The following is a 24,805-nucleotide window of genomic DNA, read 5'->3' on the forward strand; positions in this document are numbered from 1 at the left end:
GAGGAGCTCTCTTTGGCCTGTGACCTGTGGCTGGTACCGCTCGTGGACGTGTTGTGCCACACCCCGGAAAACCCGTTCGCCGAGGAACTCGCGCAGTACAACAACGCACTGGCGGCGGCCGGCCTCCCGTCGGTGCCCGTGTACCAGTACATGCCGGGCCTGTCCGGCGAGGTCGCGCCCGTGGCCGGCTTCGACTACGACGCCCTCCACTTCCTCCGCCGCGCGTATCTGCTCCAGGTCTGCGGCCTGCCGGTGACCCCGGTGGACGAGCTGGGCGGCGACTACGAACAGCTCCTGGAGATGTTCGAGTCGACGGCCCAGCAGTCCCACCTGGTCTGGCACTACGACCACGCGGGCGCGTACGTCCCGGTGGACTTCCCGCACCCGCTGTCGAACGACGAACTCCTCGCGGGCGGCGGCCCGTTGGGCAGCTCTCAGTCGCTGCTGCGCGAACTGGAGTACGTCGCCGCGTCCATCGGCATCGACCCGGCCAACCCCCCGGCCGCCCCGGCCCCGCCCACGGCCCCCACGGAACTGGAGGAACCGGCCGTCCCGGCGCCGTACGACCCGAGCCCCTTCGCCCGCGAACGGCATGTGTGGCTGGGCCTGCACGCGGCGGCGACCCGCTCGCTGGCCCAGGGCTCGATGATCGTGTTCAGCTGAAGGGCACCTCGGAGCGGTGTGATTTCACCCACCTGTTCTTGCCGTGGGGGAAATGCCCGGCCTACGTTCGATGACATGTCCCCCCACGGCCCCACCTTCGACTTCACCGTCGACCTGAGCTCGCACGAGATGCTCCGGCGCACCCATGTCATGGCCGCCCTCGGCCCCGGCTGGGACCCTGCGGCGGCGCTGCGCGGCGAGGAGGAGGCGCGTGCGCTGCTGTACTCCGGCCTGGACGCCGAGCAGCAGCGCATCTACGACGAGCTGGTGGCGGCCGGTGTGCTCCCGGCGGGGCCCGGCGATGCTGCCGCTTGATCCACAGGCCGACAGGGCCCGGCGCGCCTGGGGGGTGGACTGCCCGAACTGCGACGACCGGAGCGGGTGGCGCTACCTGCTCTCCAACTCCGGCAGCCTGCTGCACCTGCAGTGCCCCGCGTGCCACCACGTCTGGCCCCACGAGACCCACTTCGGCGCCACCCGCTCCACCCCCTGACGGTCAGAAGACCGGCGTTCCCGCCTGCGTCAGCTTCCAGTTGGTGACGGCGAAGTCGGCCGGGTCGAGGGTCTTCTTCGCGGTCACGTAGTCGATCATCAGCTGACGGATCTCGTTCGTCGAGCTGTAGGCGATCGGGGCGGAAGCGATGTGCGGGTAGCCCGAACCGCCGTTCGCGCGGTAGTTGTTGACCGCGACCACGAAGACCTGGTCGTCGGCCACCGGGGCGCCGTTGTAGCTGAGGTTCTTGATCCGCGAGCCCTCCGGCTGCGCGATGTCGATCTCGTAGTCGACGCCCGCCGCCGTGTCGTACATGTAGTCCCAGAAGTTGTTGGCGTTGGTCAGCGTCGCGGTGTCGACCTTCGTGCCGGCCGGAACCTGGTGGTAGTACTTCGCCGCGTACTCCAGGTAGTCCCTGAGCTGGGCGCCCGTCAGCTTCTTGCCGTACAGGGTGTTGTCGTAGATGTAGAGGCCGGCGATGTCCTTGATGGTGACGTTGCCCTTGGGGATGTCCGCCGTGCGGGAGAAGGGGGCCGCGACCGAGATCAGCGGGAGCGCGGCGTCCGACGCGGACAGGCCCGCCTTCACGCTCTCCGTCTGGACCTTGTGGATGAAGTCCATGATCGGCACGTCCTTCCAGCAGGACTCCGCCGCCGAGAGGTCCGCCGTACACGTGCCGACCGCCGTGTTGACGTACTTGACCACCAGCTCGTGGTCGGCCTCCAGGAGCTTCTTGATCTCCGGGTCCTCGTCCACCGTGTTGGGGTTGAGGGTCTGCGCCGTCTTGCTCGTCACCTTCCACTGTCCGTGGTGGAGTTCGAGCTCGAAGTCGAAGACGCTGAGCCGGTAGCCCCAGCAGTACGGCTCCGAGAGCAGGACCTCCTCGCCGGTCTGCTCGTTCTTCACCGTGTAGGACGGGACCTCGACGTGGGTGTGGCCCACCAGGATCGCGTCGATGCCCGGCACCTGCTCGGCCACCAGGTTCGACGCGTTCTCCACGTACGGGAGTTCGTCGCCGTACGACGACGAGCCGTCCAGGCCCGAGTGGTCGGTCAGGAAGACGACGTCACAGCCCAGCGCGCGCAGGCGCGGCACGTACTTCTTCGCCTGCTCGACCAGGCCCGGGAACACCATCTTCCCGCTGACGTTGTCCTTGTCCCACAGCGCGATGCCGGGGTTGGTCAGGCCGAGGATGCCGACCTTGATGTCCGGGGCGCCCGGCACACAGATGCGCTTCACGGTGTACGGCTTGAAGGCGGGCCGCAGGGTCTTCGCGTCGAGGGCGTTGGCGCCCAGCAGCGGGAAGTGGCACTGGCTCTCGAACTTGCGCAGCGTCTCGATGCCGTAGTTGAACTCGTGGTTGCCGAGGGCGGCGGCGTCGTAGCGCATGTGGTTCATGGCCACGGCCATCGGGTGCCTGGGGCCCTTCTTGCCGTCGGTGCCCGTGATCGGGTCGACGCGCGCGAAGTAGTAGGCCAGGGAGGTGCCCTGGATGATGTCGCCGGCGTCGACGAGGAGGACGTGGTCCTCGCCCTTGGCCTCGCGCTGCTGCTTGATGAGGGTGGCCACGCGCGCCACGCCCACGGAGTTGCCCGCCTTGTCGGTGTAGGCGGCGTCCTTGTAGTAGTCCCAGTCGAAGACGTGGCTGTGCAGGTCGGTCGTGCCGAGGATGGAGAACGACCAGGTGCGGGGCGGCTTTCCGGGGCGGTGGCGGTCTTCGGCCGCCTGCGCGGTGCCGGTGCCGACGGCCCCGGCGGCGGCCACCGCCGCACCGGTGACGGCCGACTTCTTCACGAACTCCCGGCGGTTCATGGGACTGACGGGCATGCAAAGCTCCTGGTTCGGCTGGAGTTGGCGAATGGCAGCGGCGGTGCAGTGCGGAGGCTACCCGCGTAGATGCTGCTCGCGCCGGTGATTGCCGGAAACCAGGAAATGGTCATGTCCAGGTCAAGGATGAGTCAGCACGCGGCCTGTGTGAACCCTGGGAAAACCGCCGGTGTCAGATACGGCCGATCATCCTGATCTCCGGCGGCCACAGCACCCCGCTCGCCAGCAGCAGGCAGGGGCCGAGATGCACCGGGCACACCCGGAGCGGGGGCAGCTGGTACCGGGCGACCTCGAAGACCGCGGGATCGGAGCAGTCCGTGCCGTCGCCGGCGGCACCTTCGCCGCCGTACGGTCCCCGGCACCGTGCGTTCCGGTGGACGCTCATACCTCGATTGTCCACCGGAACGCAGGACCACGGCTCCTGAAGCAGGAACGAGGCTCCTCTACAGGAACGAGTTGATCTCGATCGTCTCGTCACGGCCCGGGCCCACGCCGATCGCGGAGATCGGGGCGCCGGACATCTCCTCCAGCGCCTTGACGTAGTTCTGGGCGTTCTTGGGGAGGTCGGAGAAGGACTTCGCCTTGGTGATGTCCTCGGACCAGCCCGGCAGGGTCTCGTAGACCGGCTTCGCGTGGTGGAAGTCGCTCTGCGAGTACGGCAGCTCCTCGACGCGCTTGCCGTCGATCTCGTAGGCCACGCAGACCGGGATCTGCTCCCAGCCGGTCAGCACGTCCAGCTTGGTGAGGAAGAAGTCGGTCAGGCCGTTGACCCGGGTCGCGTACCGGGCGATGACGGCGTCGAACCAGCCGCAGCGCCGGTCACGGCCCGTCGTCACACCCCGCTCGCCGCCGATCCGGCGCAGCGCCTCGCCGTCCTCGTCGAACAGCTCGGTCGGGAAGGGACCGGCGCCGACGCGGGTGGTGTAGGCCTTGAGGATGCCGATGACCCGGCTGATCTTCGTCGGGCCCACGCCGGCGCCGGTGCAGGCACCGCCCGCGGTCGGGTTCGAGGAGGTCACGAACGGGTACGTGCCGTGGTCGATGTCGAGCAGCGTGCCCTGACCGCCCTCGAACAGGACGACCTTGTCGTCCTCCAGGGCCTGGTTCAGGACCAGCACGGTGTCGGCGACGTACGGCTTGATCTGCTCGGCGTAGCCCAGCAGCTCCTCGACCACCTGGTCCACGGCGATCGCGCGCCGGTTGTAGAGCTTGGTGAGGATCTGGTTCTTGACGTCGAGGGCCGCCTCGACCTTCTGGGTCAGGATCGACTCGTCGTACAGGTCCTGGACCCGGATGCCGACGCGGTTGATCTTGTCGGCGTAGGTCGGGCCGATGCCGCGGCCCGTCGTCCCGATCTTCCGCTTGCCGAGGAAGCGCTCCGTCACCTTGTCGACGGTCACGTTGTACGGCGTGATGATGTGCGCGTTGCCGCTGATCAGGAGCTTGGACGTGTCGACGCCACGCTCGTTCAGACCGCTCAGCTCGGAGAGCAGTACCGACGGGTCGACGACGACGCCGTTACCGATGACCGGAACACACGTGGGCGAGAGGATTCCGGAAGGGAGGAGGTGGAGCGCGTACTTCTGGTCGCCGACGACGACCGTGTGGCCGGCGTTGTTGCCGCCCTGGTACCGCACTACATAGTCCACCGAGCCACCGAGCAGGTCGGTCGCCTTTCCCTTGCCTTCGTCACCCCACTGAGCACCGAGCAGCACAAGTGCGGGCACGCGCGTACACCCCTTCCGGGCGGGGCATGTCCAAGGTCGGGGGCGTGGGCGTAAGGTTCACCGCCGCGTGCCACAGCGACCGCCGTTGGTCGCACAACCGTCGGACCGGATGCCCCGGAATAGACGAAGCCCCTGGCGCAATAGCGCAAGGGGCTCTTGCACAAAGATGCTACCCGAGGAAGCGAGGCAGGACCGAGGTGGCGACTTTCGCGATGTCCGAACAGCTGCTGGTGATCATCGATCCGGCGGCACGGCAGACGGACGGGGAGTCCGTACGGATCGCGAAAGACGTGCTCAGCGCGGGTGCGGCGGCGAAGGTGTGCCTGCCGGACGGGCCGGAGGAATTCGCCCGCGCGCTGGGCCGACGGGGTTCCAGGCGGCCGGTTGTGGTGGGCGACGGTCACGCTCTGGTACGGGCCGTGACGCTGCTGCACCGGATGCGCGAGCTGGCCGGATGTGCGCTGTCGGTCGTCCCGGTGGGTGACACCGGCCTCGCCGAGTCGCTGGGCGTGCCCGGCGGCACGGTGGCGGCGGCGCGAGCCGTGCTGGACGGCTCCGAGCGGCGCCTGGACCTGCTGGTCGACGAGAGCGACGGGGTCGTGCTGAGCCGGCTGGGCATCCCGCCGGAGCCGGCAGTGCGGGCGCCGGCGGCCGAGCCGGTCCCGGTCGCCTCCGGCCGCCCCTGGTACCGCTCCCTGGTCCGCACCCTCGCCCCCCGCCCGCCCCGGCTCTCCGCCGTACCGTCGCCGGGTGCCTCCCGGCTCCGGGTCGAGGTCGACGGGCAGACGGTGGTCGACCTGGGCCAGCCCGTGGAGGCGGTGTCGGTGACCCCGGGCACGGGCGGACTCGCGGAGGTGGAGGTACGCCCGCTGTCGGTCGGCGCGGAGGCCACGCCGGTACGGGCATCCGGGCGGACGGTGACGGTGACCGGCGCGGACTTCCGATACCGGGCGGACGCGGGGGTGTCGGGACCGGTACGACGGCGGACGTGGCGGGTGGCGGAGGGGGCTTGGGGGCTGGTGCTCCCGGGGTCGGCGGGGTGAGTCAGCCCTCGTCGTCATCCTCCTGCGGCGCCTGGAAGCCGTCGGTGTCGAGGGTGCAGCCGATGGGGTCGGGGATGTAGAGCTTCTCGCCGAACGACTTGGTGAGGCGCCCCTGGTAACCGTTGGGCGTCGGCTCCCAGAAGACGGTGGCCTGTTCCTCCTGCATGTCGAGGAGAAGGTAAACGGGCACGCCGACCTTGCTGTAGACGTCGAGTTTGTCCGTGCGATCTTCGTCTCGTGTGGCCGGAGAGGTCAGCTCGGCGACGAACGAGAGAGCCTGGCCGTCGAGGCGGTTACTGGTGGTCCGGCGGGCACGTCGGTGAGCCGCGTGAATGTCGGGGCCGTAGGCGCGCTCGACGCCCGGGAACACGTACAACAAGGGGCCCCAACTGATGCGGTGCTCCTCGGGCAGATGAGGACGCAGCTGATCGCAGACCATGTCCATCACGTCCGCGTAGTACGCCTTCGACCACGGCGACACGACGATGCTCCCCCTGATGATCTCGGCCTTGTAGCCGTCGGGCACGTTCAGCTCGTCGAGGAGGTTCAGGAGCTCCTCGAAGCTGCCGCGGGGTTCGGCGTCGTTTATCACCGGTCGCTCTGCCATCAAGGTCATGATGCCCCCTTCCTCCGACACGAACCAGCAGCTACGTAACGTAGTCGATCGGCTACACGATCGGGGCCGTGATCGACAAAGTCGACCCTTCAATGGTCTGGTGACAAATATTTAACCGCGCCAACCCCTTCCCGCGCCCCTCCCCCGTGCAGCATCCTGCTCCATCAGGACCCATCAGGAAGCACGGACCGGACACGGAAGGGGCCACCCGATGGCAATAGACGAGGGCGTCGCCCCAGCGGCCGACACAGGGGACGGTGAAGCGGTTCACCGGCTGAAACCCAATGCCGTGGGGCTGCTCGGCGTGGTCTTCATGGCCGTCGCCACCGCCGCTCCGATCACCGCGATGACCGGCAACGTGCCCTTCATGGTGTCGTCCGGCAACGGCATCGGGGCGCCCGCGAGCTATCTCGTCGCAATGGTCGTCCTGGCAATCTTTTCCGTGGGTTTCACGTCGATGGCGAAGCACATCACGTCCACCGGGGCCTTCTACGGGTTCATTTCCTACGGCCTCGGCCGGACCGCCGGCCTCGCCTCCGGGCTGCTCGCGACCTTCGCGTACGTCGTCTTCGAGCCCGCCCTGATCGGCATCTTCTCCACCTTCGCGACGACGACCCTGAAGGACCAGACCGGCGTGCACCTGCCCTGGTGGGCGTTCGCGATCCTGATGCTCGCGATCAACGCGACCGGCACCTGGTTCGGGGTCAGCGTCGCCGAGAAGCTGCTGGTGGCGCTGCTGGCGACCGAGGTGACCGTGCTGGCGGCGATGGCGGTGTCCGTGGCCTTCCACGGGGGCGGCCCGCACGGGTTCAGCCTCGCGCCGGTCAACCCGGTCAACGCCTTCAAGGGCACGTCCGCCGGACTCGGGCTCTTCTTCGCCTTCTGGTCCTGGGTCGGCTTCGAGTCGACCGCGATGTACGGCGAGGAGTCCCGCGACCCGAAGAAGATCATCCCGAAGGCCACGATGATCAGCGTCCTGGGCGTCGGTGTCTTCTACGTCTTCGTGTCCTGGATGGCCATCACGGGCAACGGTGAGGCCGAGGCCGTGAAGGCGGCCTCCTCCGCCAACCCGCTCGCCCTGTTCTTCAACCCCACCGAGCGCTACGTCGGCCACTGGGCCGTCGACGTGATGCAGTGGCTGATGATCACCGGCTCGCTGGCCTGCGGCATGGCCTTCCACAACTGCGCCGCCCGGTACCTCTACGCCCTCGGACGGGAGGGCGTCCTGCCCTCGCTGAAGAACACCGTCGGCCGCACCCACGCCCGGCACGGCTCCCCGCACATCGCCGGCCTGGTGCAGACGGTGGTGAGCGCCGTACTGATCGCCGCGTTCTGGATCGCGGGCAAGGACCCGTACAACGCGCTCTACGTCCTGCTGGCCATCCTCGGCACGATGGCGATCCTGGTCGTGCAGGCCGTGTGCTCCTTCGCGGTCCTCGTCTACTTCCGCAGGCACCACCCCGAGAGCCGCCACTGGTTCCGGACCCTCACCGCCCCGCTCATCGGCGGCATCGCGATGCTCGGTGTGGTCGTCCTGCTGGTGTCCAACATGGGGGTCGCGGCGGGCACGGAGTCCGGCTCACTGCTGCTGAAGGCGACGCCGTGGCTGGTGGCACTGGTCGCGGCGACGGGCGTGGGCTACGCGCAGTACCTGAAGCACCGGGCACCCGAGCGGTATGCGCTGCTGGGGCGGACGGTGCTGGAGGAGACCAAGGAGCGCTGAGAGGGCGGGAACGCTGAGAAGGCGGGAACGCTGAGAAGGCTCAGCGGCCGTACTTCCGCTCCCGGTACACCCGCCAGCGTTCCATCATCTGGGCCACGTCCTTCTCCACGAACTCGAAGAAGTCCAGCGTCTCGGCCAGCCGGCGTCCCGCAGGGGTGTCGGCGCCGAGGCTGTTCACCCCTTCCCGCAACGCCTCCTCCCAGCGCTTGATGATCGCCTCGCGGTTGGTGAGCGCCTCGTACCACTGGTCGCTGTGCACCCGGTACCGCTCCCGGCGTGAGCCCGGCTCGCGTTCGCGGGAGACCAGGTGGACCTGCGCGAGATAGCGGACGGCGCCGGAGACGGCCGCCGGGCTGATCCTGAGCTGTTCACCCAGCTCGGCGGAGGTCAGGGTGCCGTCGTCGGAGGCGAGCAGCGCGCCGAAGACCCGGGCCGGCATGCGCGGCACGCCCGCCTCCACCAGCTGTGCCGCGAAGTGCTCCACGAACCGCGAGACCGTCTCCGGGTCCCGCTCCGGCGTTCCTGCCCTCGGCTCCGTCATGCCCCTCAGCCTATCCGCGGTTCAAGTGATTCCTTAACTTCACAAATTTCTGAAAGAAGCGTACGTTCGGAGGCATGACGAAGGCAATCACGGTCTCCGGGCTCCACAAGTCCTTCGGCCGTACGCACGCGCTGGACGGCCTCGACCTGGACGTCGAGGCCGGTGAGGTGCACGGCTTCCTCGGCCCGAACGGCGCCGGCAAGTCGACCACGATCCGGGTGCTGCTCGGCCTGCTGCGCGCCGACGCGGGCGCCGCACAGGTGCTGGGCCGCGACCCGTGGCGGGACGCGGTGGAGGTGCACCGCAGGATCGCCTACGTGCCCGGTGACGTCACGCTGTGGCGCAACCTCTCCGGCGGCGAGGTCATCGACCTCTACGGCCGGCTGCGCGGAGGACTCGACGCCCGGCGCCGCGCCGAGCTGATCGACCGCTTCGAACTGGACCCGACCAAGAAGGGCCGCACCTACTCCAAGGGCAACCGGCAGAAGGTCGCCCTGGTCGCCGCCTTCGCCTCGGACGTGGACCTGCTGATCCTGGACGAGCCGACCTCGGGCCTGGACCCGCTGATGGAGGAGGTCTTCCAGGCGTGCGTGGAGGAGGAGCGGGAGCGCGGCCGTACGGTCCTGCTCTCCTCGCACATCCTCAGCGAGGTCGAGGAACTCTGCGACCGCGTCAGCATCATCCGCAAGGGCCGGACGGTGGAGAGCGGCTCGCTGGCCGACCTGCGGCATCTGACCCGGACCAGTGTGAGCGCCGAACTCGCCGGGCCGCCCAACGGGTTGGCCCGCCTGCCGGGCGTGCACGACCTCGACGTACAGGGCCACCGGGTCCGGCTCCAGGTGGACACCGACCAACTCGACGCCGTGCTGCGCTCGTTGACCGCCTCCGGCGTGCGATCGCTGACCTCGACGCCGCCGACGCTGGAGGAGCTGTTCCTGCGGCACTACCAGGACGAGGTGCCCGCATGAACTCCCCACTCGCCGGTACCGGAACCCTGCTGAGGTTCGCGCTGCGCCGCGACCGCGTGCTGATCCCGGTCTGGGTCGCGGTGAACGCGCTGATGGTCCTCTCCATGCCGAACACTCTGCGGACCCTGTACGGCACCCCGGCCGCCCGCGCCGACCTGATGCGCCAGATGGCCACCAACACCTCCCTGCGCGCCATGGTCGGCCCGGTCTTCGACGACTCCCTCGGCGCGCTGACGGCCTGGCGGGTCGGGGTGTACGCGGGCGCGCTCGCCGCCGTGACGAGCCTGCTCGTCGTCGTACGGCACACCCGGGACGAGGAGGAGAGCGGGCGGCAGGAGCTGGTGTCCTCCGGGACGGTGGGGCGCCGGGCCCCGCTCACGGCGGCCCTGCTGACGGCGGCCGTGGCGAACGCGGCCCTGTGCGTGCTGGTCGTGGCGGGGCTGGCCGGGCAGGGTGCCCCGGGCGCCCTGGCCTTCGGGCTCGGGGTGGCGGGTGTGGGCATGGTCTTCGCCACCATGGCGGCGATCGTCGCCCAGCTGACGGAGAGCGCCCGGCTGGCCCGGGGGCTGACGGCGGCCGTGCTGGGCGCGGCGTTCGTCCTGCGCGCGGCGGGCGACTCGGCCTCCTCCGACGGCTCCTCGCTGTTCACCTGGCTGTCCCCGCTGGGCTGGCTGGAGAACCTGCGTGCCTTCGCGGCCGAACGCTGGTGGGTGCTGCTGCTCTTCGCGGCGGCCGCCGCCCTGCAGGGGCTGGTCGCCTACGCGTTGGCCGGACGGCGGGACATCGGCATGAGCTTCCTGCCGACCCGGCCGGGTCCGGCGGCCGGCCGCCTCGGCACGGCGGGCGCGCTGGCCTGGCGGCTGCAGCGCGGCAGCGTGCTCGGCTGGTCGACCGGCTTCTTCGTCGCCGGAGTCGTCTACGGCGGGATGACCGACGGCGCGGCCAGACTCGTCGGCGACAACGCCAGGGCGCGGGAGATCTTCCAGCGGATGGGCGGCCAGTCGGGGCTGACCGACGCGTTCCTCGCCGCGATGGTCGGCATGCTGGGCCTGGTCGCCGCGCTCTACGTCGTCTCCTCCGTGCTGCGGCTGAGCGCTGAGGAAACCTCCGGCCGAGCCGAACCGGTCCTCGCCGCGGCCGTGGGCCGGCTGCGCTGGGCCGCCGGCCACCTGCTGATCGCCTTCGGCGGCTCGGCCCTGCTGATGCTCCTGGCCGGCCTGGGCTTCGCCGTCGGCTACGGCCGGCAGATCGGGCCGGTGCTGGGGGCGTGCCTGCTCCAGGTCGCCGCGGTCTGGGTGATCGGCGGTGTCGCCGTCCTCCTCCTCGGCGTCCTGCCGCGGGGCGCGGTCGCGGCCTGGGGCGTGGCCGGTGCGGTGCTGCTGATCGGCTGGATCGGGCCCGCCCTGAACGCGCCGCGGGTGGTGCTGGATCTGTCCCCGTTCGGCCATCTGCCCAAGCTGCCGGGGGGCGGGATGGAGTGGGGGCCGGTGCTGGTTCTGCTGGGTCTGGCCGTGGTGCTGGTGGCCGGCGGTCTTGCCGGGGTACGGCGGCGGGATCTGGCCGGCTGAGGGATCCGGCCGGCTGGGCGGTGGTGGCCGGCCGGGCGTCGTGGCCGGCCGGGCGTCAGCCGACCACCACGCTCAGCCCCTCCAGCCCCCTGATGACGAAGTTCGGCTTGCGCCGCGGCTCCGCCGCGAGGGTCAGCGTGGGGGCCTGCTGCAGGAGGGCCGTCATGGAGGCGGCGAGCTCGATGCGGGCCAGGGGCGCGCCGATGCAGTAGTGGACGCCCGCGCTGAAGGAGATGTGCGGGTTGTCGGCGCGGGTCAGGTCGAGTCGCTCGGGGTCGTGGAAGACCTCGGGGTCGTGGTTGGCGGAACCGAAGAGCATCGCGATCTCCGAGCCCCTCGGGATCGTCGTGCCGTCGATCTCGATGTCGTCCAGCACCCAGCGCTCGAAGAGCTGCAGCGGGGTGTCGTAGCGCATCAGCTCCTCGATCGCGGAGGGGATCAGGGAGTGATCGGCGCGCAGGGCGGCCAGCTGGCCGGGGTTGCGCAGCAGCGCCCACCAGCCGTTCACCGTGGCGTTGACCGTGGCCTCGTGGCCGGCGTTGAGCAGCAGGACCGCCGTGGAGATCATCTCCTGCTCGGTCAGCCGGTCGTCGTCCTCGTCGTGGGCCGCGATCAGGCCGGAGATCAGATCCTCGCCGGGCTCCTTGCGGCGGGCCGCGATCAGCGTCCGCAGATACTCGGAGAACTCCACCGAGGCACGGACCGCCCGCGCCGCGGTCTCCTGCGACGGGTTCAGCTCGTACATCCCGCAGATGGCCGCCGACCAGGGACGGAGCTGCCCGCGGTCCGCCTCCGGGATGCCCAGCATCTCGGCGATCACCGCGACCGGCAACGGCTCGGCCACGTCGGTCAGCAGATCACCGCCGCCGTCCCGGACGAGGGCCGCCACCAGGTCGTCGGCCAGGCCCTGCACATACGGCGCCAGCCGCTCCACCGTGCGCGGCGTGAACGCCTTCGACACCAGGCGCCGGATCCGGGTGTGGTCCGGCGGCTCCAGGTCGAGCATGCCGTGGTCGTTGAGGGTGTGGAACGGCTCGTGCTCCGGCGCGGGCGGGGTCCGGCCGAACTCCTCGTGCGAGAAGCGGTGCTGGTACGTCCGCCCCAGCCGGCGGTCCCTGAGCAGCGCCGAGACGTCCGCGTGGTGTGGGACCAGCCACTGGTCGGTCGGCTCGTACCGGATCACCCGGCCGCGTGCGCGCAGCTCTGCGTAGGCCGGGTACGGGTCCGCGAGGAACGCCGGGTCCCAGGGATCGAAACCGAGGTCGGTGGGGCCTGCCATGCCGGGACGCTAACCCGCCGGACGGATGTCTGACCAGGGGTCTCCCGTCCGAAGGGGCCGCCCTTCCCGTCAGCCCGGTGTCACCAGGCGCGCCTCGTACGCGAACACCGCCGCCTGCGTGCGGTCTCTGAGGCCCAGTTTGACCAGGACACGGCTCACATGGGTCTTGATCGTCGACTCGGCCACCACCAGGCGCTCGGCGATCTCCGCGTTGGACAGGCCCTGGGCGATCAGGATCAGGACCTCTGTCTCGCGTTCGGTGAGTTCGCCGTAGGCCGCCTGGGCCGACGGGACCAGGCGCGGGGTGTCCGAGAGGCGGGAGAACTCCGTGAGCAGGCGTTTGGTGACGGAGGGGGCCAGGAGGGCCTCCCCCGCGGCCACCACCCTCACCCCGTCGGCCAGTTGGCGGGCCGAGGCGTCCTTCAGGAGGAAGCCGGAGGCTCCTGCGCGCAGGGCCTGGTACACGTACTCGTCCAGGTCGAAGGTCGTCAGCACCAGCACCTTCGCCGCCGCGTCCGCCGCCACGATCTCCCGGGTGGCCTCGATGCCGTTCAGCTCCGGCATGCGGATGTCCATCAGGACGACGTCCGGGGCGAGTTCCCGGACCCGGTCCACCGCCTCCCTTCCGTTGACGGCCTCGCCGACGACCTCGATGTCCGGCATCGCGTTCAGCAGGACGGAGAAGCCCTCGCGGACCATCATCTGGTCGTCCGCGATCAGTACGCGGATGGTCATGCGTCCCCTTCGCTCGCGGTGGCCGCCGGCACCGGCAGGAACACCGTCACCTCGTAGCCCCCGTCCTCCGCCGGTCCCGCCGTCATCTCGCCGTTCAGCATCGACACGCGCTCCCGCATGCCCGTGATGCCGTGCCCCGCACCCGGAGAGGGCTTCACGAGGTGCGGCGCGGGCGGGCGGGTGTTGACTATGCGCAGGCCCAGACCGCCGAGGACATAGCCGATCTCCACGCGGGCGCTCGCTCCGGGTGCGTGCCGCAGGGTGTTGCTGAGGGCCTCCTGCACTATTCGGTACGCCGACAGCTCCACGCCCTGCGGCAGTTCACGCACCGCGCCGGTCACCACCCTGTCCACCGTCAGGCCGGCCTCGCGCACATTGGCCAGCAGCCCGTCGAGGTCGGCGAGGGTCGGCTGGGGGGCGTCCGGCGCCTCGTAGTCCTCCGCGCGGACGACCCCGAGGACCCGGCGCAGCTCGGTCAGGGCCGCCACCGCGTTCTCCCGGATGGTGGCGAACGCCTTCTCCAGCTCCTCCGGCGGGTTCTGGACCCGGTAGGGCGCGGCCTCCGCCTGGATGGCGACCACCGACATGTGGTGGGCGACCACGTCGTGCAGCTCACGGGCGATCGTCGTGCGCTCCTCCAGGAGGGTGCGGCGGGAGCGTTCGTGCTCGGTGACCGTCTGCTGGGCGGTCACCTCCTGCTGGGCCTGGCGGCGGATGTGCCGGACCGAGACGGCCAGCAGGATCAGGGCCGACATGAACAGCATCGGGGTGACATTGGTGTCGTAGCGGTGCCAAACGCCTCCGGTGACGAAGCCGTAGGCCGCGGTCATCACCCACATCGAGGCCGCGGTACGCGGGCGGGTGCGCAGCGCGACAACCGTGAGCACCACCAGGTGGGACAGGAAACTGCCCGGCAGCCAGGGCCAGTCGCTGAAGTCGCCGCGGCCGATCAGGGCGGCGACCGTGCTCGCGGCCAGCGAGCACCAGAACGCCCCCACCGGACGCGCCAGCGTCAACAGGACCGGCCCCAGCGCCAGCAGCCCGCACAGCAGGGCGGCCGGCCCGGACTCGAAGGAGCCCGCCACGGCGAGGGACATCGCGAGCACACCGAGGGCGGCCACCACCACGTGCGGCAGCCAGACCGCGCCGGACAGACGGCGGACGAGCGGGCCGTCGGCGCTCCGGCGGGGCAGCGGGTCGTAGGCGAAGGCGTCCTGGAACAGGTCCTGCCGCAGCCCTCGCAAAGCGTCCGCGGCCAGCCGGAACTCCGGACTGCGCGGCCGGCCGGCCGGGCCCGGCGGTGTCGTCTGCGTGTGCGTCGTCTGGGTCACGTACGCAACGGTAGGCGGGCGGCCGGGCCCGGTCGTCACCTTGGAGAGGGGTTCTCGGGGGTCCCTCTCAGGTACTACGGGTCGCCCCTTGAGGGGTGTCACCGGCCGCCGCCGGGGCGGACCACGCCGGACTCGTAGGCGAAGATGGCCGCCTGGGTGCGGTCGCGCAGGCCCAGCTTCACCAGGATCCGGCCCACATGCGTCTTCACGGTCTGCTCGGCCACGACCAGCCGCTCGGCGATCTCCGCGTTCGACAGGCCCTGCGCGATCAGCGCCAGCACCTCCGTCTCCCGCTCGGTGAGGTCGCCGACGCGCTGCTTGAGCGGGGCCCGGGGGCTGCCGTCCATGCGGGAGAACTCGGCGATGAGCCGGCGGGTGATGCCGGGCGCGAGCAGGGCGTCGCCCGCCGCCACGACCCGGACCGCCTCGGCCAGCTTGTCCGCGGAGGCGTCCTTGAGCAGAAAGCCGGAGGCCCCGGCCCGCAGCGCCTCGTACACGTACTCGTCCAGGTCGAACGTGGTCAGCACCAGCACCTTGACGGCCGGATGCTCGGCGGCGATCCGGCGGGTCGCCTCGATGCCACCGAGCTCGGGCATCCGGATGTCCATCAGCACCACGTCCGGGGCCAGTTCGGCGGTCTGCACGATCGCGTCCAGACCGTCCACCGCCTGCCCGGTCACCTCGATACCGGGCTGGGCGCTGAGCAGCACGCTGAAACCCTGCCGGACCATCTCCTGGTCGTCGGCGATGAGTACGCGGATGGGACCGGCGCCGCTCGTCATGGGTCCTGTTCTCCTGTCGGGAACTCGGGCGGGTACGGATCAGGGGTGGAGGAGCCGGCCGGCAGCCGGTGCTGGAACGCGGCGGGCAGGGCGAGGCCGGCCGGCACCGGGGTGCCGTCGCGCGGGAGGAACGCGGTCACCCGGAATCCGCCGTCCTGCTCCCCCGTCGCGACGACGTGCCCGCCCAGCATCGCCGCCCGCTCCCGCATGCCGAGCAGACCGTGACCGCTGCCCGGCGTCGGCGGGACCGGAAGGCTGGGCGGGGAGTTGGTGATGTCCAGGCATATCCCATGGGGGTGGTGGAGGACCGTCACGCCGACCCTCGCGCCCGGGGCGTGCCGCAGGACGTTGCTCAGGGCCTCCTGGACGATCCGGTACGCCGACAGCTCCACACCCTGTGGATAGCCGCGGGGCTCCCCCTCCACCGTCTTGACCACGTCCAGGCCGGCCGCCCTGGTGTTCTCCATCAGCGCGTCCAGGCGGGCGAGATTCGGCTGCGGCGCATCGGGGGCCGGGCCGGTGCCGGGGGTGGGCAGCCGGTGGGCCTCCTCGACGGCCTCGGGGTCGTCCGGGCCCTCCGACCGCAGCACCCCGAGGACCCGGCGCAACTCGGTCAGGGCCTCCAGGGCGTTGTTGCGGATGCCGGCGAGGTTCTCCTTCAGCTCCTCGGAGGGGTTCTCCACCAGGTGCGGGGCCACCTGGGCCTGGATCGAGATCACCGACATGTGGTGCGCGACCACGTCGTGCAGCTCGCGGGCTATACGGCTGCGCTCCTCCAGCAGCGTGCGCCGGGCCCGTTCCTCGGCGGTGATCGTCGTCTGCTGGACCAGCTCACTGCGGGCCTCGCTGCGGCTGCGCAGGGCCGCGCCGATGGCGGTGGCGATCGCGAACAGGCCGACGGCCACCGTGCCCGTCGGGGAGTAGCGCGCCGCTCCCAGGCCGCCCTCCACGACGGCGGTCACCAATGCGGTCGTCACGAGCGCGGCGACCGTCCCGCGGAACCGGACGCGCAGGGCGAGGAGCACCAGGACGGCCATGTGGGCCAGCAGGACGGGCGTGGCCCAGGGCCAGCCGGGGCTGGCCAGCCGAAGCAGCGGTCCCATCATCTGCTGGCGGGCCAGCAGCGCGGTGGCGAGGGCGGCGAACAGAGACAGGGCCCAGGCGGGCACCGGCCGCCACAGGGCCAGGACGACGGCGACGGCCTGGAGGAACGTGCTGAAGAACGCCACGGCCGTGGTGAAGCCGTAGGCGTTGGCCAGTTCCTCGGCGCCGCCGAGGGCGATGGCCAGGGCGAAGTAGAAGGTGACCAGGTAGGTGAGGAGACGGGCCCAGCGGTGCCGGGACAAAGGGGGTGACTGGGGCGAGGGGTTCTCGCCGAGCCAGGCCCGCAGGCGGCGCCGGGCGGACTTGGGGGTGGGTGCACCGGCCGTCGCGGGGGCGTGGTCGGGTGCAGGTGGCCCCTGGGGGGCGTTCTCACCGTCGGCGGCCGCGGGATTCACAAGGTCAACACTAGGCATTGCGCGGGTTCTTTGCTGGGGGCAGATGGCGGTGGACCACAGGGGACCTGCGGTTTCGGGGGCGGCGAGGGCCCTGTTCGTGATGGCGGAAGGCCGTCCAGCACAGGGCGAGGACCAGGCCGAAGACAGGGAGCCAGACGAGGCGGTACGGCACCCAGCCCGGGGAGTCGGGTTCGGTGTGCAGGCCGGGCACCCGGCCGGCCAGGAGACCCGTGGCCGTCGTGGCCATCATGGCCGTCTGGTGCCAGAGGTAGATCGTCATCGCCGAGAGGTTGACCAGCGCCACCGCCGCCCAGAGCAGCGGGCGGGCCATCGCGCGGCGCAACCGGTCGCGGAGCAGGAGGGCGAGCCCGCACTGGGCCAGGCCGAAGGTGACGGCCGCCAGGGTCGGGGGGTCGAGGTTGGAGATCGTCGCGCCGGGGACGCCGACCATGGACGCCGGGTATCCGGCGCAGCCGACGAGGACGGCCGTGGCCGCCGTACCGCCGAGGAACAGGACCCGGGCCGCGCGGCGGCTGTCCAGCTCGCCCCGGGTCCAGGCCGCGCCCAGGGTGTACGGGACCAGCCAGCCCGCCGGGAGGTTCAGCCAGCCGAGCCAGGACGGGCCGCTGTGCAGACCGAAGCGGAGCAGGTCCACGTGCAGGACGGCGGCCAGGGGCCAGAGCGGGTTGAGGCGGGTGAGGAGCGGGGTGGCGGCCGTCAGGCCGGCGAAGACCAGCAGGAACCACAGCGGTGACAGGGCCAGCTTGAGCAGGGCCTCGATGGTGGCGAGCGGGGTGCCGGACAGGAGGAGGGTCGTGGCGGCCACCGCCCACAGGCACAGGAGTGCGGCCACCGGGCGGAGGAGGCGGGTCAGGCGGGCGTGCAGCCAGGAGCCGTAGGTGTCGCCTCTGTCGCGGGCGGTGGCGAGGCTTCGGGTCGCCACATGGCCGCCGACCAGGAAGAACACGGCCAGGGTCTGGAACAGCCAGGAGATCGGGGCCAGCCAGGGCATGTGCTGCAGCGGGCTGGTGGCGTGCAGGCCGCCGTCCTTGGTGACCAGGGCTGTCACCAGCCAGTGGCCGAGAACGACGCCCAGGATCGCGATCGCTCGGAGGGCGTCCACGGCTCGGTCGCGGGAGGCGGGGGTGAGGGTGTCGAGGTGGTGGGCGGAGTGGTGGAGGGTGCGGAGAAGGTGGCGCCGGGTTCGGGTGCGCGTCGGGTGCGTGTGCGGGTTCGGCTGCGGGTTCGGTCGCGGGTTCGTGGGTGGGCACCCGGCCTCCGGCCGGGTCTGGGTTCCCACCCGCACCACCCGTGCTGCCTTCGTCGTCGGGTGCGGGTGGCCCTCGTGGGGCGACAGCGCCGTCGGCGGCTGCGGGGCCGTGCGCGGGGAAACGACATGAGGGGCCGGCGTGGGCCGGGGGTTGCTGGGCGCGCTGGGGGTGGGGTCAGGCACGGGGCACCTCCGGGGTCTCGCCGAGGGTGATGCGGGCCAGGTCGGCGAGGGAGACCGAGCCCGGGGTGAAGTAGCCGCTGTGGTCGGCGTCGCCCGCGTCGAAGACCCGGGCACCGAAGGCACGGGAGACCGGGTCGGCGCCGAGACCGACGGTGGTGCCGAAGAAGGTGACGCTGACGTGCGGCACATCAGCGACCCAGTCCTCGCTGCCGCGGGCCGCCCAGACTCGTGCCCGGGTGTGCAGGGCCGCGGCGGAGTCCGCGCCGGTGCCAGGGCTGCCGACGAGCACGATGTCGTCGGCGTCCAGGCCCGCGGCGGCCCGGCCGCAGACGACCGTGCCGTAGGAGTGGCAGAGCAGTGAGATGTGCGCCTGGGCCGGGGTCACGGCGCGCAGGTGACGTAGGAAGGCGCGCAGGTGGGGGGCCGCTTCCTTGGCGCGGGTGGTCGTGGTCACCGTGGTGCTGACGGTGGCCGGTGTCTCGTAGCCGAGCCAGGCGACGACCGCGGTGCGGGTGCCTCGGGGCGCGCGGTGGGTGAGGTCCGTGAACAGGGCCGCGGCCGCCTTGTGGAAGCGGGCGTAGGTGTCCAGGGAGGTGTCCGAGCCGGGGACCAGGACGGCGACGCGGTCGGCGTGGGCGAGGTCGCCGAGCACCTCCGTGGCCCGGCCCGCGCCTCGACCGTCGAAGGTGAGGAGGTGGCGGGACGGTGCGGCCAGGGTGCGGTCGGCGGCGGCGCGGTGGGTGTCGCCGTGCGCGGCGGCCATGTCGGCGGCACGGGTGGCGTTGGCCCGGTTGGCGGCGTAGGCCGTCTGGAGGGTCGTCGCCGTGATCGGGGGGAGGGTGGCGGGGGCCGGGGCGGGGATCCGGGGGCGGGTGGCGCCGGAGAGGGGGGCCGCAATGGCCGCGGTGAGGAGGGTGGCAAGGAGGGTGCGGCGCCATTTCTTGTCGTGCGTGGTGTGCGTGGTGTGCGTGGTGTGCGTGTTCGGCTGCGGGGCCGTGGGAGGGCTCCCGGCCTCCGGCCGGGTCTGGGTTCCCACCCGCACCACCCGTGCTGCTTTCGTCGTCGGGTGCGGGTGGCCCTCGTGGGGCGACAGCGCCGTCGGCGGCTGCGGGTCCGTGGTTTCGCGGGTGTGCCCCATGGGCGGGCTTCCTTTCAGATTGCCCGGCCATCGGGCTTGTCTGACAAGGAAGTTATGGATCGGGGCGTGTCGTCGGCGTCCCGCCAGGGAGCTGTTCTGCGAGGTAGCTCTCAGGTACTACGGGTATCACCGGGACCGACCCGCAAGGGGGCGGGCTACCAGGCCAGTTGGGCGATCTCCTCCGCCACCACCGCGCACGCGTCCGCCGCCGGGTCGATGAGCGGGAAGTGGCCGACGTCCTCCAGCAGGGTCAGGCCCACCACCTCACCGGCCTTCGCCGCCGCGTCCGCGTACGACTCGGCCACCGCCTGCGGCACCACCAGGTCCGTACGGCCCTGGACGAGCGTCGTCGCGATGCCCGTGGGCAGGAGCAGGACGGGGTCGGCGCTGGGGCGGCGCTCGGCGAAGGTGTCGTGGCCGCCGAGGAGTTGCAGGCTCGCGTTGCCGCAGACGTCCAGCTTCTCCGCCACCTCGAAGTCCGCGATCGGCGCGAGGGCGACGACACCGCGCAGCGGGGCGGGCCCGCCGGTGCGCCAGGGGGCGTCCGCGGGCAGGACGTGGCGGGCCGCTGCCCACAGGGCGAGGTGACCGCCGGCCGAGTGGCCGGTCAGCACCGTGCGGCGGGGGTCGGCCTGCGGGAGGGCCTCCCGGACCAGAGCGGGCAGCGCGTCCAGGGCGGCGGCGATGTCGTCGAAGGTGTCGGGCCAGCGGCCGGCCACCGGGGTGGCCTCGCCGCCGTCGCCCTTGCTCTGGCCGGGGATCAGGGGGTCGGCGCCGCGCCGGTACTCGACGTTGGCCACGGCGAAGCCCCGGCGGGCCAGGTAGTCAGCGAAAGGGGTGATGTGGCGGCGGTCGTAGCGGGCGCGCCAGGCGCCGCCGTGCAGGACCACCACCACAGGGGCCGGGGAGTCCTGGGCGGTCCGGGGGGCGTAGAAGTCGATCACCTGGTCCGGGTGGCCGCCGTACGCGGCGGTGGCGTCGGGGTCGACCGGGGGGTGCGAGAAGGCCGACTCCTCTTCGGCGGCGGCGCGGGCTGCTGCGGAGTCGTCCGGCATGCTCCAACCTCTCAGCGATGGAACCCTTTTGGCGATGGAACCCATTTGGCGTCTGACCGACCAGTTCGCCGTTGGCGGGACGGTATCAGGCCGGTGACATGCGGGGACAAGGGGATGTCACGCAGGGTGAGGGATAAACGGTTCTGCGGGGAGGGGCCCGGGAGAGGGGTGCCCCTCCCAGACCTCTCCCGGGCCTCTCCCGGGTGCCTCCCTACGCCAGTTCCTCGGCCAGGATCCGGGCCGCGCGCTCGGTCTCGGCGAAGGTGACGTACAACGGGGTGAAGCCGAAGCGGAGGACGTCGGGGTGCCGGAAGTCGCCCACGACACCGCGGGTGATCAGGCGTTTCATCACCTCGCCGGCGTCGTCGCAGCGCAGAGCGACCTGGCTGCCGCGCTCCTCGTGGCGTTCCGGGGTCACGGACTCCACACGCCCCGGCCCGGCGTACGCCCGCACGCACCGCAGGAAGAAGTCCGTCAGCGCGAGGGACTTGGCGCGTACGGCGGAGACGGACACGTCGTCCCAGACCTCCAGGGCCGCCTCCAGGGCCAGCATGGACAGGATGTCCGGGGTGCCCACGCGGCCGCGCAGGGCGCCCGGCGCCGGGGCGTACGACGGGCTCATGCCGAAGGGGTCGGTGTGCGAGTTCCAGCCGGGCAGCGGGGAGTCGAAACCGGGCTGGAGATCGCGACGGACGTACAGGTACGCCGGGGAACCCGGGCCGCCGTTCAGGTACTTGTAGGTGCAGCCGACCGCCAGGTCGACCCCGTGCTCGTCCAGGCCCACCTCCAGCGCGCCCGCGCTGTGGCACAGGTCCCAGACCGCGAGGGCGCCGGCGGCGTGGATCGCGGCGGTCAGCCCCGGCAGGTCGTGCAGGCGGCCCGTGCGGTAGTCGACGTGGTTCAGCAGCACCACCGCCGTACGGTCACCCAGCGCCGCCGGCACCTCCGCCGGCGTCACCGCGCGCAGGGTGCGGCCGGTCAGGCGGGCCGCCGACTCGGCGATGTAGCCGTCCGTGGGAAATGTCGTGGCGTCCACCAGGATCTCGGTGCGGTCCTCGCCCGCCATCCGTACGGCGGCCACAAGTGCCTTGAAAACGTTGACACTTGTGGAGTCGCCCACGACGATCTGCCCGGCCGCGGCGCCGACCAGCGGGGCGATCCGGTCGCCGATCCGCTCGGGGGCCGTCCACCAGCCGCTCTCCTCCCAGGAGCGGATGCGCAGTTCGCCCCACTCCCGGCGGACCACGTCGGCCACGCGGTCGGGGACGTTCGCGGGGAGCGCGCCGAGCGAGTTGCCGTCGAGGTAGACCACCTCGTCGAGGACGAAGCGGTCACGCAGCGGCGCCAGTTCGTCGGCCGCGTCCAGCTTCTCTGCCTCCAGGGCCAGTTCAGACATGGGACCTCGCCGTCCACAGCTCCGGGAACACGTTCTTGCGGGCGCGCTTCTCCAGCCAGGCCACGCCGGCCGAGCCGCCCGTGCCGGGCTTGGCGCCCATCGCGCGGCGGGTGGCGACCAGGTGGTCGTTGCGCCAGCGCCAGACCAGTTCGCCCACGTCGGTCAACGCCTCGCCCAGCCGGGCGAGTTCGGCGTCCTGGTCGCCGGAGTAGATCGCCGCCCAGGCCTGCTCGACCGCGTCGGAGGGCTCGTAGCGCTGGGAGACGTCCCGGTGCAGGACGGACGCGGGGATCGCGTGCCCGCGCCGGGCCAGCAGCCGCAGCACCTCGTCGTACAGGCTCGGCTCGTGCAGCGCCTTCTCCAGCTCCGCGTGTGCGCGCGGGGCGCCGCGGTGCGGTACGAGCATGGACGCGGACTTCTCGCCGAGCAGGAACTCCATGCGGCGGTACATCGCCGACTGGAAGCCGGAGCCCTCACCGAGGGCGGAGCGGTACGAGTTGAACTGCGCCGGGGTGAGCTGGCCGAGGGGCTTCCAGGAGGCGTTGAGGGCCTCCAGTTCCCGTACGGAACGCTTCAGCGCGGCGATCGCGGTCGGCACGTCGTCGCCGCGCAGGGCGGCCGCCGCGGTCTCCCACTCATGGACGACGACGGTGAACCACAGCTCCATGACCTGGGTCGTGACCAGGAAGACCATCTCTCCGGGATCGTCGGAGAGGGTGTGCTGGAGGTGGGTGAGCAGGTCCGCCCTGACGTAGTCCTCGTACGGCGTCGTGCCCGCGAAATCGAGATGCGGAGTCTCGGGCTCCTGAGTCTCCATGGACTGCTGAGCCGATTGGGACATCGCTGTCTCCTGTTGTTGCTCCGGGTAGCGGTCCGCCCCTGCCGATGCCGGCACGGGGGCCCCGGTCCCCACCCGGCATCCTCCGCAATGGACCCGGATCCGGCAAGGCCCGCCTGCTGCCAGACGGGCCACACCACCGACTTCCGCCGGACTAGCCCAGCGTCTGCGCCGCCGTCGGAGAGGAGTCCTTCAGGAACTGCGTGCAGCGCTCGTACTCCTCCTGCTCACCGATCGCGTGGGCGGCACGGGCGAGGGCGTGCAGGGCGCGCAGGAAACCGCGGTTCGGCTCGTGCTCCCAGGGGACCGGGCCGTGCCCCTTCCAGCCGCTGCGGCGCAGGGCGTCGAGGCCGCGGTGGTAGCCCGTACGGGCGTAGGCGTACGACTCCACGACCGCGCCGCGCTCGAACGCCTCGTCGGCCAGCTGGGCCCAGGCGAGGGAGGAGGTGGGGTACTTGGCGGCGACGTCGGCGGGGGCGGTGCCGGCGGCGAGCTGTTCGCGGGGCTCGGGGTCGTCGGGGAGGTGAGTGGGGGGCGGACCGCCGAGAAGGTTTTCGTGAATCGTCATGGGGTCCAGTTTGGCTCACCTCACGGTTTGGTGTGCTGGGGCCACTGCTCGCCGACAGGGCCTAACCCCGTCGCTCCCCCTCCAGCGGCGGCGCCGTCACGCAGCCGTGCACGTGGCACTCCGGGTGTCGGCACTCCGGGGCCGGGCGGCGGACCAGGGTGAAGGCCAGCAGGGAGCCAACCACCAGGACCGCCGCGCACATCGGCATGGCCCGCCGGAACGCCGCGTCGAAGGCGGCCGGGACCCGGTACGCCTCCGGGCCCATCCCGGTCAGGAGAGGGAGGGCGGCGACGGCCACCAGCCCCGCCGCTCTCGCCGCCGCGTTGTTGATGCCGCTGGCCAGGCCCGCCCGGGAGGTGTCGACCGAGGCGAGCACCGTCGCCGTCAGCGGGGCCACGAGGGTCACCATGCCCGCGCCCATGACCAGCAGGGCCGGCAGGACGTCGGTGAGGTAGTGGGCGTTCGGGCCCACGCGGAGCATCAGCAGCATCGCCGCAGCGCAGAGGAGAGGACCGATCGTCAGGGGCAGGCGCGGGCCCGTGCGGTCGGACAGCGCACCGGAGCGGGAGGAGAAGAGGAGCATCAAGGCGGTGGTCGGGAGCAGGGCCGTACCGGCCGCGAGCGGCGAGTAGCCCGCCACCACCTGGAGCTGGAGCGCGGTCAGGAAGAAGAAGCCGCCGAACGCCGCGTACACGCACAGGGTGACCAGGTTGACCGCCGTGAACTGGCGCGAGGCGAAGATGTCCGGGGGGAGCATCGGGGCAGGGCGGTGTCGCTCCACGTACACGAAGGCCACCGCCGCCGCCAGGCCCGCCAACGCCGTCAGGGCCACCACCAGCGAGCCCGCCCTCGCCTCGATCAGCGCGTACGTCAGCAGGGCCAGGGCCAGGGCGCCCAGGGCGGCACCCAGCACGTCGAAGCGACCGCGGCTGTCGCTGTCGGAGGACTCCGGCACGTGCCGCACCGCGACCGGTACGCACAGCAGGGCCAGCGGGACGTTCAGCAGGAACACCCAGCGCCAGCCGGGGCCGGTCACCAGCCAGCCGCCCAGGAACGGGCCGACCGCCGCGCCGATCCCGCCGAAGCCGGACCAGAGGCCGACGGCCCGGCTGCGGTCGTCGCGGTGGAAGGACGACTGGATGATCGCCAGGGAGCCGGGGGTGAGGAGCGCGCCGCCGATGCCCTGCAGGGCCCGGGCGGCGATCAGCACCGGCGGGTTCGGCGACAGGCCGCACAGCAGGGACGCCGCCGCGAACCACACCACGCCCAGCACGAAGATCTTCCGGCGGCCGTAGTGGTCGCCCAGCGAACCGCCGAGCAGGATCAGTCCGGCCAGCGTGACCATGTACGCGTTGACCGTCCATTGCAGGGCGGCCAGGCTCGCGCCCAGGTCCTGCCCGATGCGCGGGAGCGCCACGTTGACGACGGTCGAGTCCAGCAGCGCCATGCTGGAGCCGAGGACCGTGGTGAGCAGGATCCACTTGCCCTGGGACGAGGACAGCCGGACATCGGGCACCCCCCAGGTATACAGCGGGCCCGGCGGCCGGCACAGCCGCCGGGCC

Annotated in this window: 24 protein-coding genes; 7 read left to right on the forward strand and 17 right to left on the reverse strand. The window is 71.6% G+C overall.

The annotated features are described in order from the left end of the window. The first annotated feature begins 12 nt into the window (after positions 1 to 12). The 3 genes from ACWC2T_RS03825 to ACWC2T_RS03835 all read left to right on the forward strand — a co-directional run bounded on the left by ACWC2T_RS03825 (position 13) and on the right by ACWC2T_RS03835 (position 1,156). On the forward strand, positions 13 to 663 hold the full coding sequence (locus ACWC2T_RS03825; protein WP_450668839.1) for a hypothetical protein: 651 nt from the start codon (positions 13 to 15) through the stop codon (positions 661 to 663). Positions 664 to 738: 75 nt separating this feature from the next. Beyond that, positions 739 to 978 (forward strand): DUF6400 family protein, encoded by a 240-nt coding sequence (locus ACWC2T_RS03830; RefSeq protein WP_450668840.1) that lies wholly within the window; start codon positions 739 to 741, stop codon positions 976 to 978. Next, complete coding sequence (locus tag ACWC2T_RS03835; RefSeq protein ID WP_450668841.1) at positions 965 to 1,156, forward strand: hypothetical protein; 192 nt, start codon at positions 965 to 967, stop codon at positions 1,154 to 1,156. Before ACWC2T_RS03830 ends, ACWC2T_RS03835 begins: the two co-directional genes overlap by 14 nt. Before the next feature lie 3 nt (positions 1,157 to 1,159). On the opposite strand, the gene ACWC2T_RS03840 is transcribed toward ACWC2T_RS03835, so the two are convergent. From ACWC2T_RS03840 to ACWC2T_RS03850, 3 genes are all read right to left on the reverse strand, one after another. Further along, entirely contained in the window at positions 1,160 to 2,983 is a 1,824-nt protein-coding gene (locus ACWC2T_RS03840; RefSeq protein ID WP_450668842.1) for a bifunctional metallophosphatase/5'-nucleotidase, read from the reverse strand. 172 nt (positions 2,984 to 3,155) lie between these two features. Then, on the reverse strand, positions 3,156 to 3,368 hold the full coding sequence (locus ACWC2T_RS03845) for a hypothetical protein (protein WP_450668843.1): 213 nt from the start codon (positions 3,366 to 3,368) through the stop codon (positions 3,156 to 3,158). 58 nt (positions 3,369 to 3,426) lie between these two features. Continuing rightward, positions 3,427 to 4,710 (reverse strand): adenylosuccinate synthase, encoded by a 1,284-nt coding sequence (locus ACWC2T_RS03850; protein ID WP_450668844.1) that lies wholly within the window; start codon positions 4,708 to 4,710, stop codon positions 3,427 to 3,429. A gap of 212 nt (positions 4,711 to 4,922) precedes the next feature. Between ACWC2T_RS03850 and ACWC2T_RS03855 the strand changes: the two genes are divergently transcribed. Next, the gene (locus ACWC2T_RS03855) at positions 4,923 to 5,753 is read left to right on the forward strand and encodes a diacylglycerol kinase (RefSeq protein WP_450668845.1); all 831 of its coding nucleotides are present in this window, start codon (positions 4,923 to 4,925) and stop codon (positions 5,751 to 5,753) included. A gap of 1 nt (position 5,754) precedes the next feature. Here ACWC2T_RS03855 and ACWC2T_RS03860 read toward each other — a convergent pair whose 3' ends face one another. Next, the gene (locus tag ACWC2T_RS03860; RefSeq protein WP_450668846.1) at positions 5,755 to 6,369 is read right to left on the reverse strand and encodes a Uma2 family endonuclease; all 615 of its coding nucleotides are present in this window, start codon (positions 6,367 to 6,369) and stop codon (positions 5,755 to 5,757) included. 211 nt (positions 6,370 to 6,580) lie between these two features. Between ACWC2T_RS03860 and ACWC2T_RS03865 the strand changes: the two genes are divergently transcribed. Next, complete coding sequence (locus ACWC2T_RS03865; protein WP_450668847.1) at positions 6,581 to 8,092, forward strand: APC family permease; 1,512 nt, start codon at positions 6,581 to 6,583, stop codon at positions 8,090 to 8,092. Between the two features lie 40 nt (positions 8,093 to 8,132). Here the strand turns inward: ACWC2T_RS03865 and ACWC2T_RS03870 are convergent, their stop codons facing one another. Then, a complete protein-coding gene (locus ACWC2T_RS03870) occupies positions 8,133 to 8,633 on the reverse strand; it encodes a GbsR/MarR family transcriptional regulator (RefSeq protein WP_450668848.1) in 501 nt (166 codons plus the stop codon). 74 nt (positions 8,634 to 8,707) lie between these two features. Between ACWC2T_RS03870 and ACWC2T_RS03875 the strand changes: the two genes are divergently transcribed. Both ACWC2T_RS03875 and ACWC2T_RS03880 read left to right on the forward strand, forming a co-directional pair. Then, complete coding sequence (locus ACWC2T_RS03875; RefSeq protein ID WP_450668849.1) at positions 8,708 to 9,601, forward strand: ABC transporter ATP-binding protein; 894 nt, start codon at positions 8,708 to 8,710, stop codon at positions 9,599 to 9,601. After that, a complete protein-coding gene (locus ACWC2T_RS03880) occupies positions 9,598 to 11,169 on the forward strand; it encodes an ABC transporter permease (RefSeq protein ID WP_450668850.1) in 1,572 nt (523 codons plus the stop codon). Before ACWC2T_RS03875 ends, ACWC2T_RS03880 begins: the two co-directional genes overlap by 4 nt. A 55-nt stretch (positions 11,170 to 11,224) precedes the next feature. Here ACWC2T_RS03880 and ACWC2T_RS03885 read toward each other — a convergent pair whose 3' ends face one another. The 12 genes from ACWC2T_RS03885 to ACWC2T_RS03940 all read right to left on the reverse strand — a co-directional run bounded on the left by ACWC2T_RS03885 (position 11,225) and on the right by ACWC2T_RS03940 (position 24,759). Beyond that, a complete protein-coding gene (locus ACWC2T_RS03885; RefSeq protein ID WP_450668851.1) occupies positions 11,225 to 12,448 on the reverse strand; it encodes a cytochrome P450 in 1,224 nt (407 codons plus the stop codon). 69 nt (positions 12,449 to 12,517) lie between these two features. Beyond that, positions 12,518 to 13,183 (reverse strand): response regulator, encoded by a 666-nt coding sequence (locus tag ACWC2T_RS03890; protein ID WP_450668852.1) that lies wholly within the window; start codon positions 13,181 to 13,183, stop codon positions 12,518 to 12,520. Then, on the reverse strand, positions 13,180 to 14,514 hold the full coding sequence (locus tag ACWC2T_RS03895) for a sensor histidine kinase (RefSeq protein WP_450668853.1): 1,335 nt from the start codon (positions 14,512 to 14,514) through the stop codon (positions 13,180 to 13,182). Before ACWC2T_RS03895 ends, ACWC2T_RS03890 begins: the two co-directional genes overlap by 4 nt. A gap of 98 nt (positions 14,515 to 14,612) precedes the next feature. Beyond that, entirely contained in the window at positions 14,613 to 15,296 is a 684-nt protein-coding gene (locus tag ACWC2T_RS03900) for a response regulator (RefSeq protein ID WP_450668854.1), read from the reverse strand. Continuing rightward, positions 15,293 to 16,795 carry a sensor histidine kinase gene (locus ACWC2T_RS03905; RefSeq protein WP_450668855.1) on the reverse strand — a complete coding sequence of 501 codons (1,503 nt, stop codon included), beginning with the start codon at positions 16,793 to 16,795 and terminating at the stop codon, positions 15,293 to 15,295. The genes ACWC2T_RS03900 and ACWC2T_RS03905 overlap by 4 nt, the downstream gene beginning before the upstream one ends. Before the next feature lie 10 nt (positions 16,796 to 16,805). Then, a complete protein-coding gene (locus tag ACWC2T_RS03910; protein ID WP_450669064.1) occupies positions 16,806 to 18,095 on the reverse strand; it encodes an acyltransferase family protein in 1,290 nt (429 codons plus the stop codon). Between the two features lie 145 nt (positions 18,096 to 18,240). After that, positions 18,241 to 19,386: an alpha/beta hydrolase gene (locus tag ACWC2T_RS03915; protein ID WP_450668856.1), complete on the reverse strand. Its 1,146-nt coding sequence runs from the start codon at positions 19,384 to 19,386 to the stop codon at positions 18,241 to 18,243. Positions 19,387 to 19,541: 155 nt separating this feature from the next. Continuing rightward, a complete protein-coding gene (locus tag ACWC2T_RS03920; RefSeq protein WP_450668857.1) occupies positions 19,542 to 20,441 on the reverse strand; it encodes an alpha/beta hydrolase in 900 nt (299 codons plus the stop codon). Positions 20,442 to 20,652: 211 nt separating this feature from the next. Continuing rightward, a complete protein-coding gene (gene kynU / locus ACWC2T_RS03925; protein WP_450668858.1) occupies positions 20,653 to 21,837 on the reverse strand; it encodes a kynureninase in 1,185 nt (394 codons plus the stop codon). Then, a complete protein-coding gene (locus ACWC2T_RS03930) occupies positions 21,830 to 22,678 on the reverse strand; it encodes a tryptophan 2,3-dioxygenase family protein (RefSeq protein ID WP_450668859.1) in 849 nt (282 codons plus the stop codon). The genes kynU and ACWC2T_RS03930 overlap by 8 nt, the downstream gene beginning before the upstream one ends. 151 nt (positions 22,679 to 22,829) lie before the next feature. Beyond that, on the reverse strand, positions 22,830 to 23,243 hold the full coding sequence (locus tag ACWC2T_RS03935) for a DUF3151 domain-containing protein (protein ID WP_351209776.1): 414 nt from the start codon (positions 23,241 to 23,243) through the stop codon (positions 22,830 to 22,832). 61 nt (positions 23,244 to 23,304) lie between these two features. After that, on the reverse strand, positions 23,305 to 24,759 hold the full coding sequence (locus tag ACWC2T_RS03940; RefSeq protein WP_450668860.1) for an MFS transporter: 1,455 nt from the start codon (positions 24,757 to 24,759) through the stop codon (positions 23,305 to 23,307). Positions 24,760 to 24,805: the final 46 nt, after the last annotated feature.

It is taken from the genome of Streptomyces sp. NPDC001393 (assembly GCF_053597455.1).

Excerpts from the sequence above, each read along its gene's own strand:
- ACWC2T_RS03930 (WP_450668859.1), bottom strand. The coding sequence starts at position 22,678 with ATGTCCCAATCGGCTCAGCAGTCCATGGAGACTCAGGAGCCCGAGACT.
- ACWC2T_RS03890 (WP_450668852.1), bottom strand. The coding sequence starts at position 13,183 with ATGACCATCCGCGTACTGATCGCGGACGACCAGATGATGGTCCGCGAG.
- ACWC2T_RS03855 (WP_450668845.1), top strand. The coding sequence starts at position 4,923 with ATGTCCGAACAGCTGCTGGTGATCATCGATCCGGCGGCACGGCAGACG.
- ACWC2T_RS03915 (WP_450668856.1), bottom strand. The coding sequence starts at position 19,386 with ATGGGGCACACCCGCGAAACCACGGACCCGCAGCCGCCGACGGCGCTG.
- ACWC2T_RS03860 (WP_450668846.1), bottom strand. The coding sequence starts at position 6,369 with ATGACCTTGATGGCAGAGCGACCGGTGATAAACGACGCCGAACCCCGC.
- ACWC2T_RS03885 (WP_450668851.1), bottom strand. The coding sequence starts at position 12,448 with ATGGCAGGCCCCACCGACCTCGGTTTCGATCCCTGGGACCCGGCGTTC.
- ACWC2T_RS03935 (WP_351209776.1), bottom strand. The coding sequence starts at position 23,243 with ATGACGATTCACGAAAACCTTCTCGGCGGTCCGCCCCCCACTCACCTC.
- ACWC2T_RS03865 (WP_450668847.1), top strand. The coding sequence starts at position 6,581 with ATGGCAATAGACGAGGGCGTCGCCCCAGCGGCCGACACAGGGGACGGT.
- ACWC2T_RS03835 (WP_450668841.1), top strand. The coding sequence starts at position 965 with ATGCTGCCGCTTGATCCACAGGCCGACAGGGCCCGGCGCGCCTGGGGG.
- ACWC2T_RS03880 (WP_450668850.1), top strand. The coding sequence starts at position 9,598 with ATGAACTCCCCACTCGCCGGTACCGGAACCCTGCTGAGGTTCGCGCTG.
- ACWC2T_RS03900 (WP_450668854.1), bottom strand. The coding sequence starts at position 15,296 with ATGACGAGCGGCGCCGGTCCCATCCGCGTACTCATCGCCGACGACCAG.
- kynU (WP_450668858.1), bottom strand. The coding sequence starts at position 21,837 with ATGTCTGAACTGGCCCTGGAGGCAGAGAAGCTGGACGCGGCCGACGAA.
- ACWC2T_RS03875 (WP_450668849.1), top strand. The coding sequence starts at position 8,708 with ATGACGAAGGCAATCACGGTCTCCGGGCTCCACAAGTCCTTCGGCCGT.
- ACWC2T_RS03830 (WP_450668840.1), top strand. The coding sequence starts at position 739 with ATGTCCCCCCACGGCCCCACCTTCGACTTCACCGTCGACCTGAGCTCG.
- ACWC2T_RS03870 (WP_450668848.1), bottom strand. The coding sequence starts at position 8,633 with ATGACGGAGCCGAGGGCAGGAACGCCGGAGCGGGACCCGGAGACGGTC.
- ACWC2T_RS03920 (WP_450668857.1), bottom strand. The coding sequence starts at position 20,441 with ATGCCGGACGACTCCGCAGCAGCCCGCGCCGCCGCCGAAGAGGAGTCG.
- ACWC2T_RS03845 (WP_450668843.1), bottom strand. The coding sequence starts at position 3,368 with ATGAGCGTCCACCGGAACGCACGGTGCCGGGGACCGTACGGCGGCGAA.
- ACWC2T_RS03840 (WP_450668842.1), bottom strand. The coding sequence starts at position 2,983 with ATGCCCGTCAGTCCCATGAACCGCCGGGAGTTCGTGAAGAAGTCGGCC.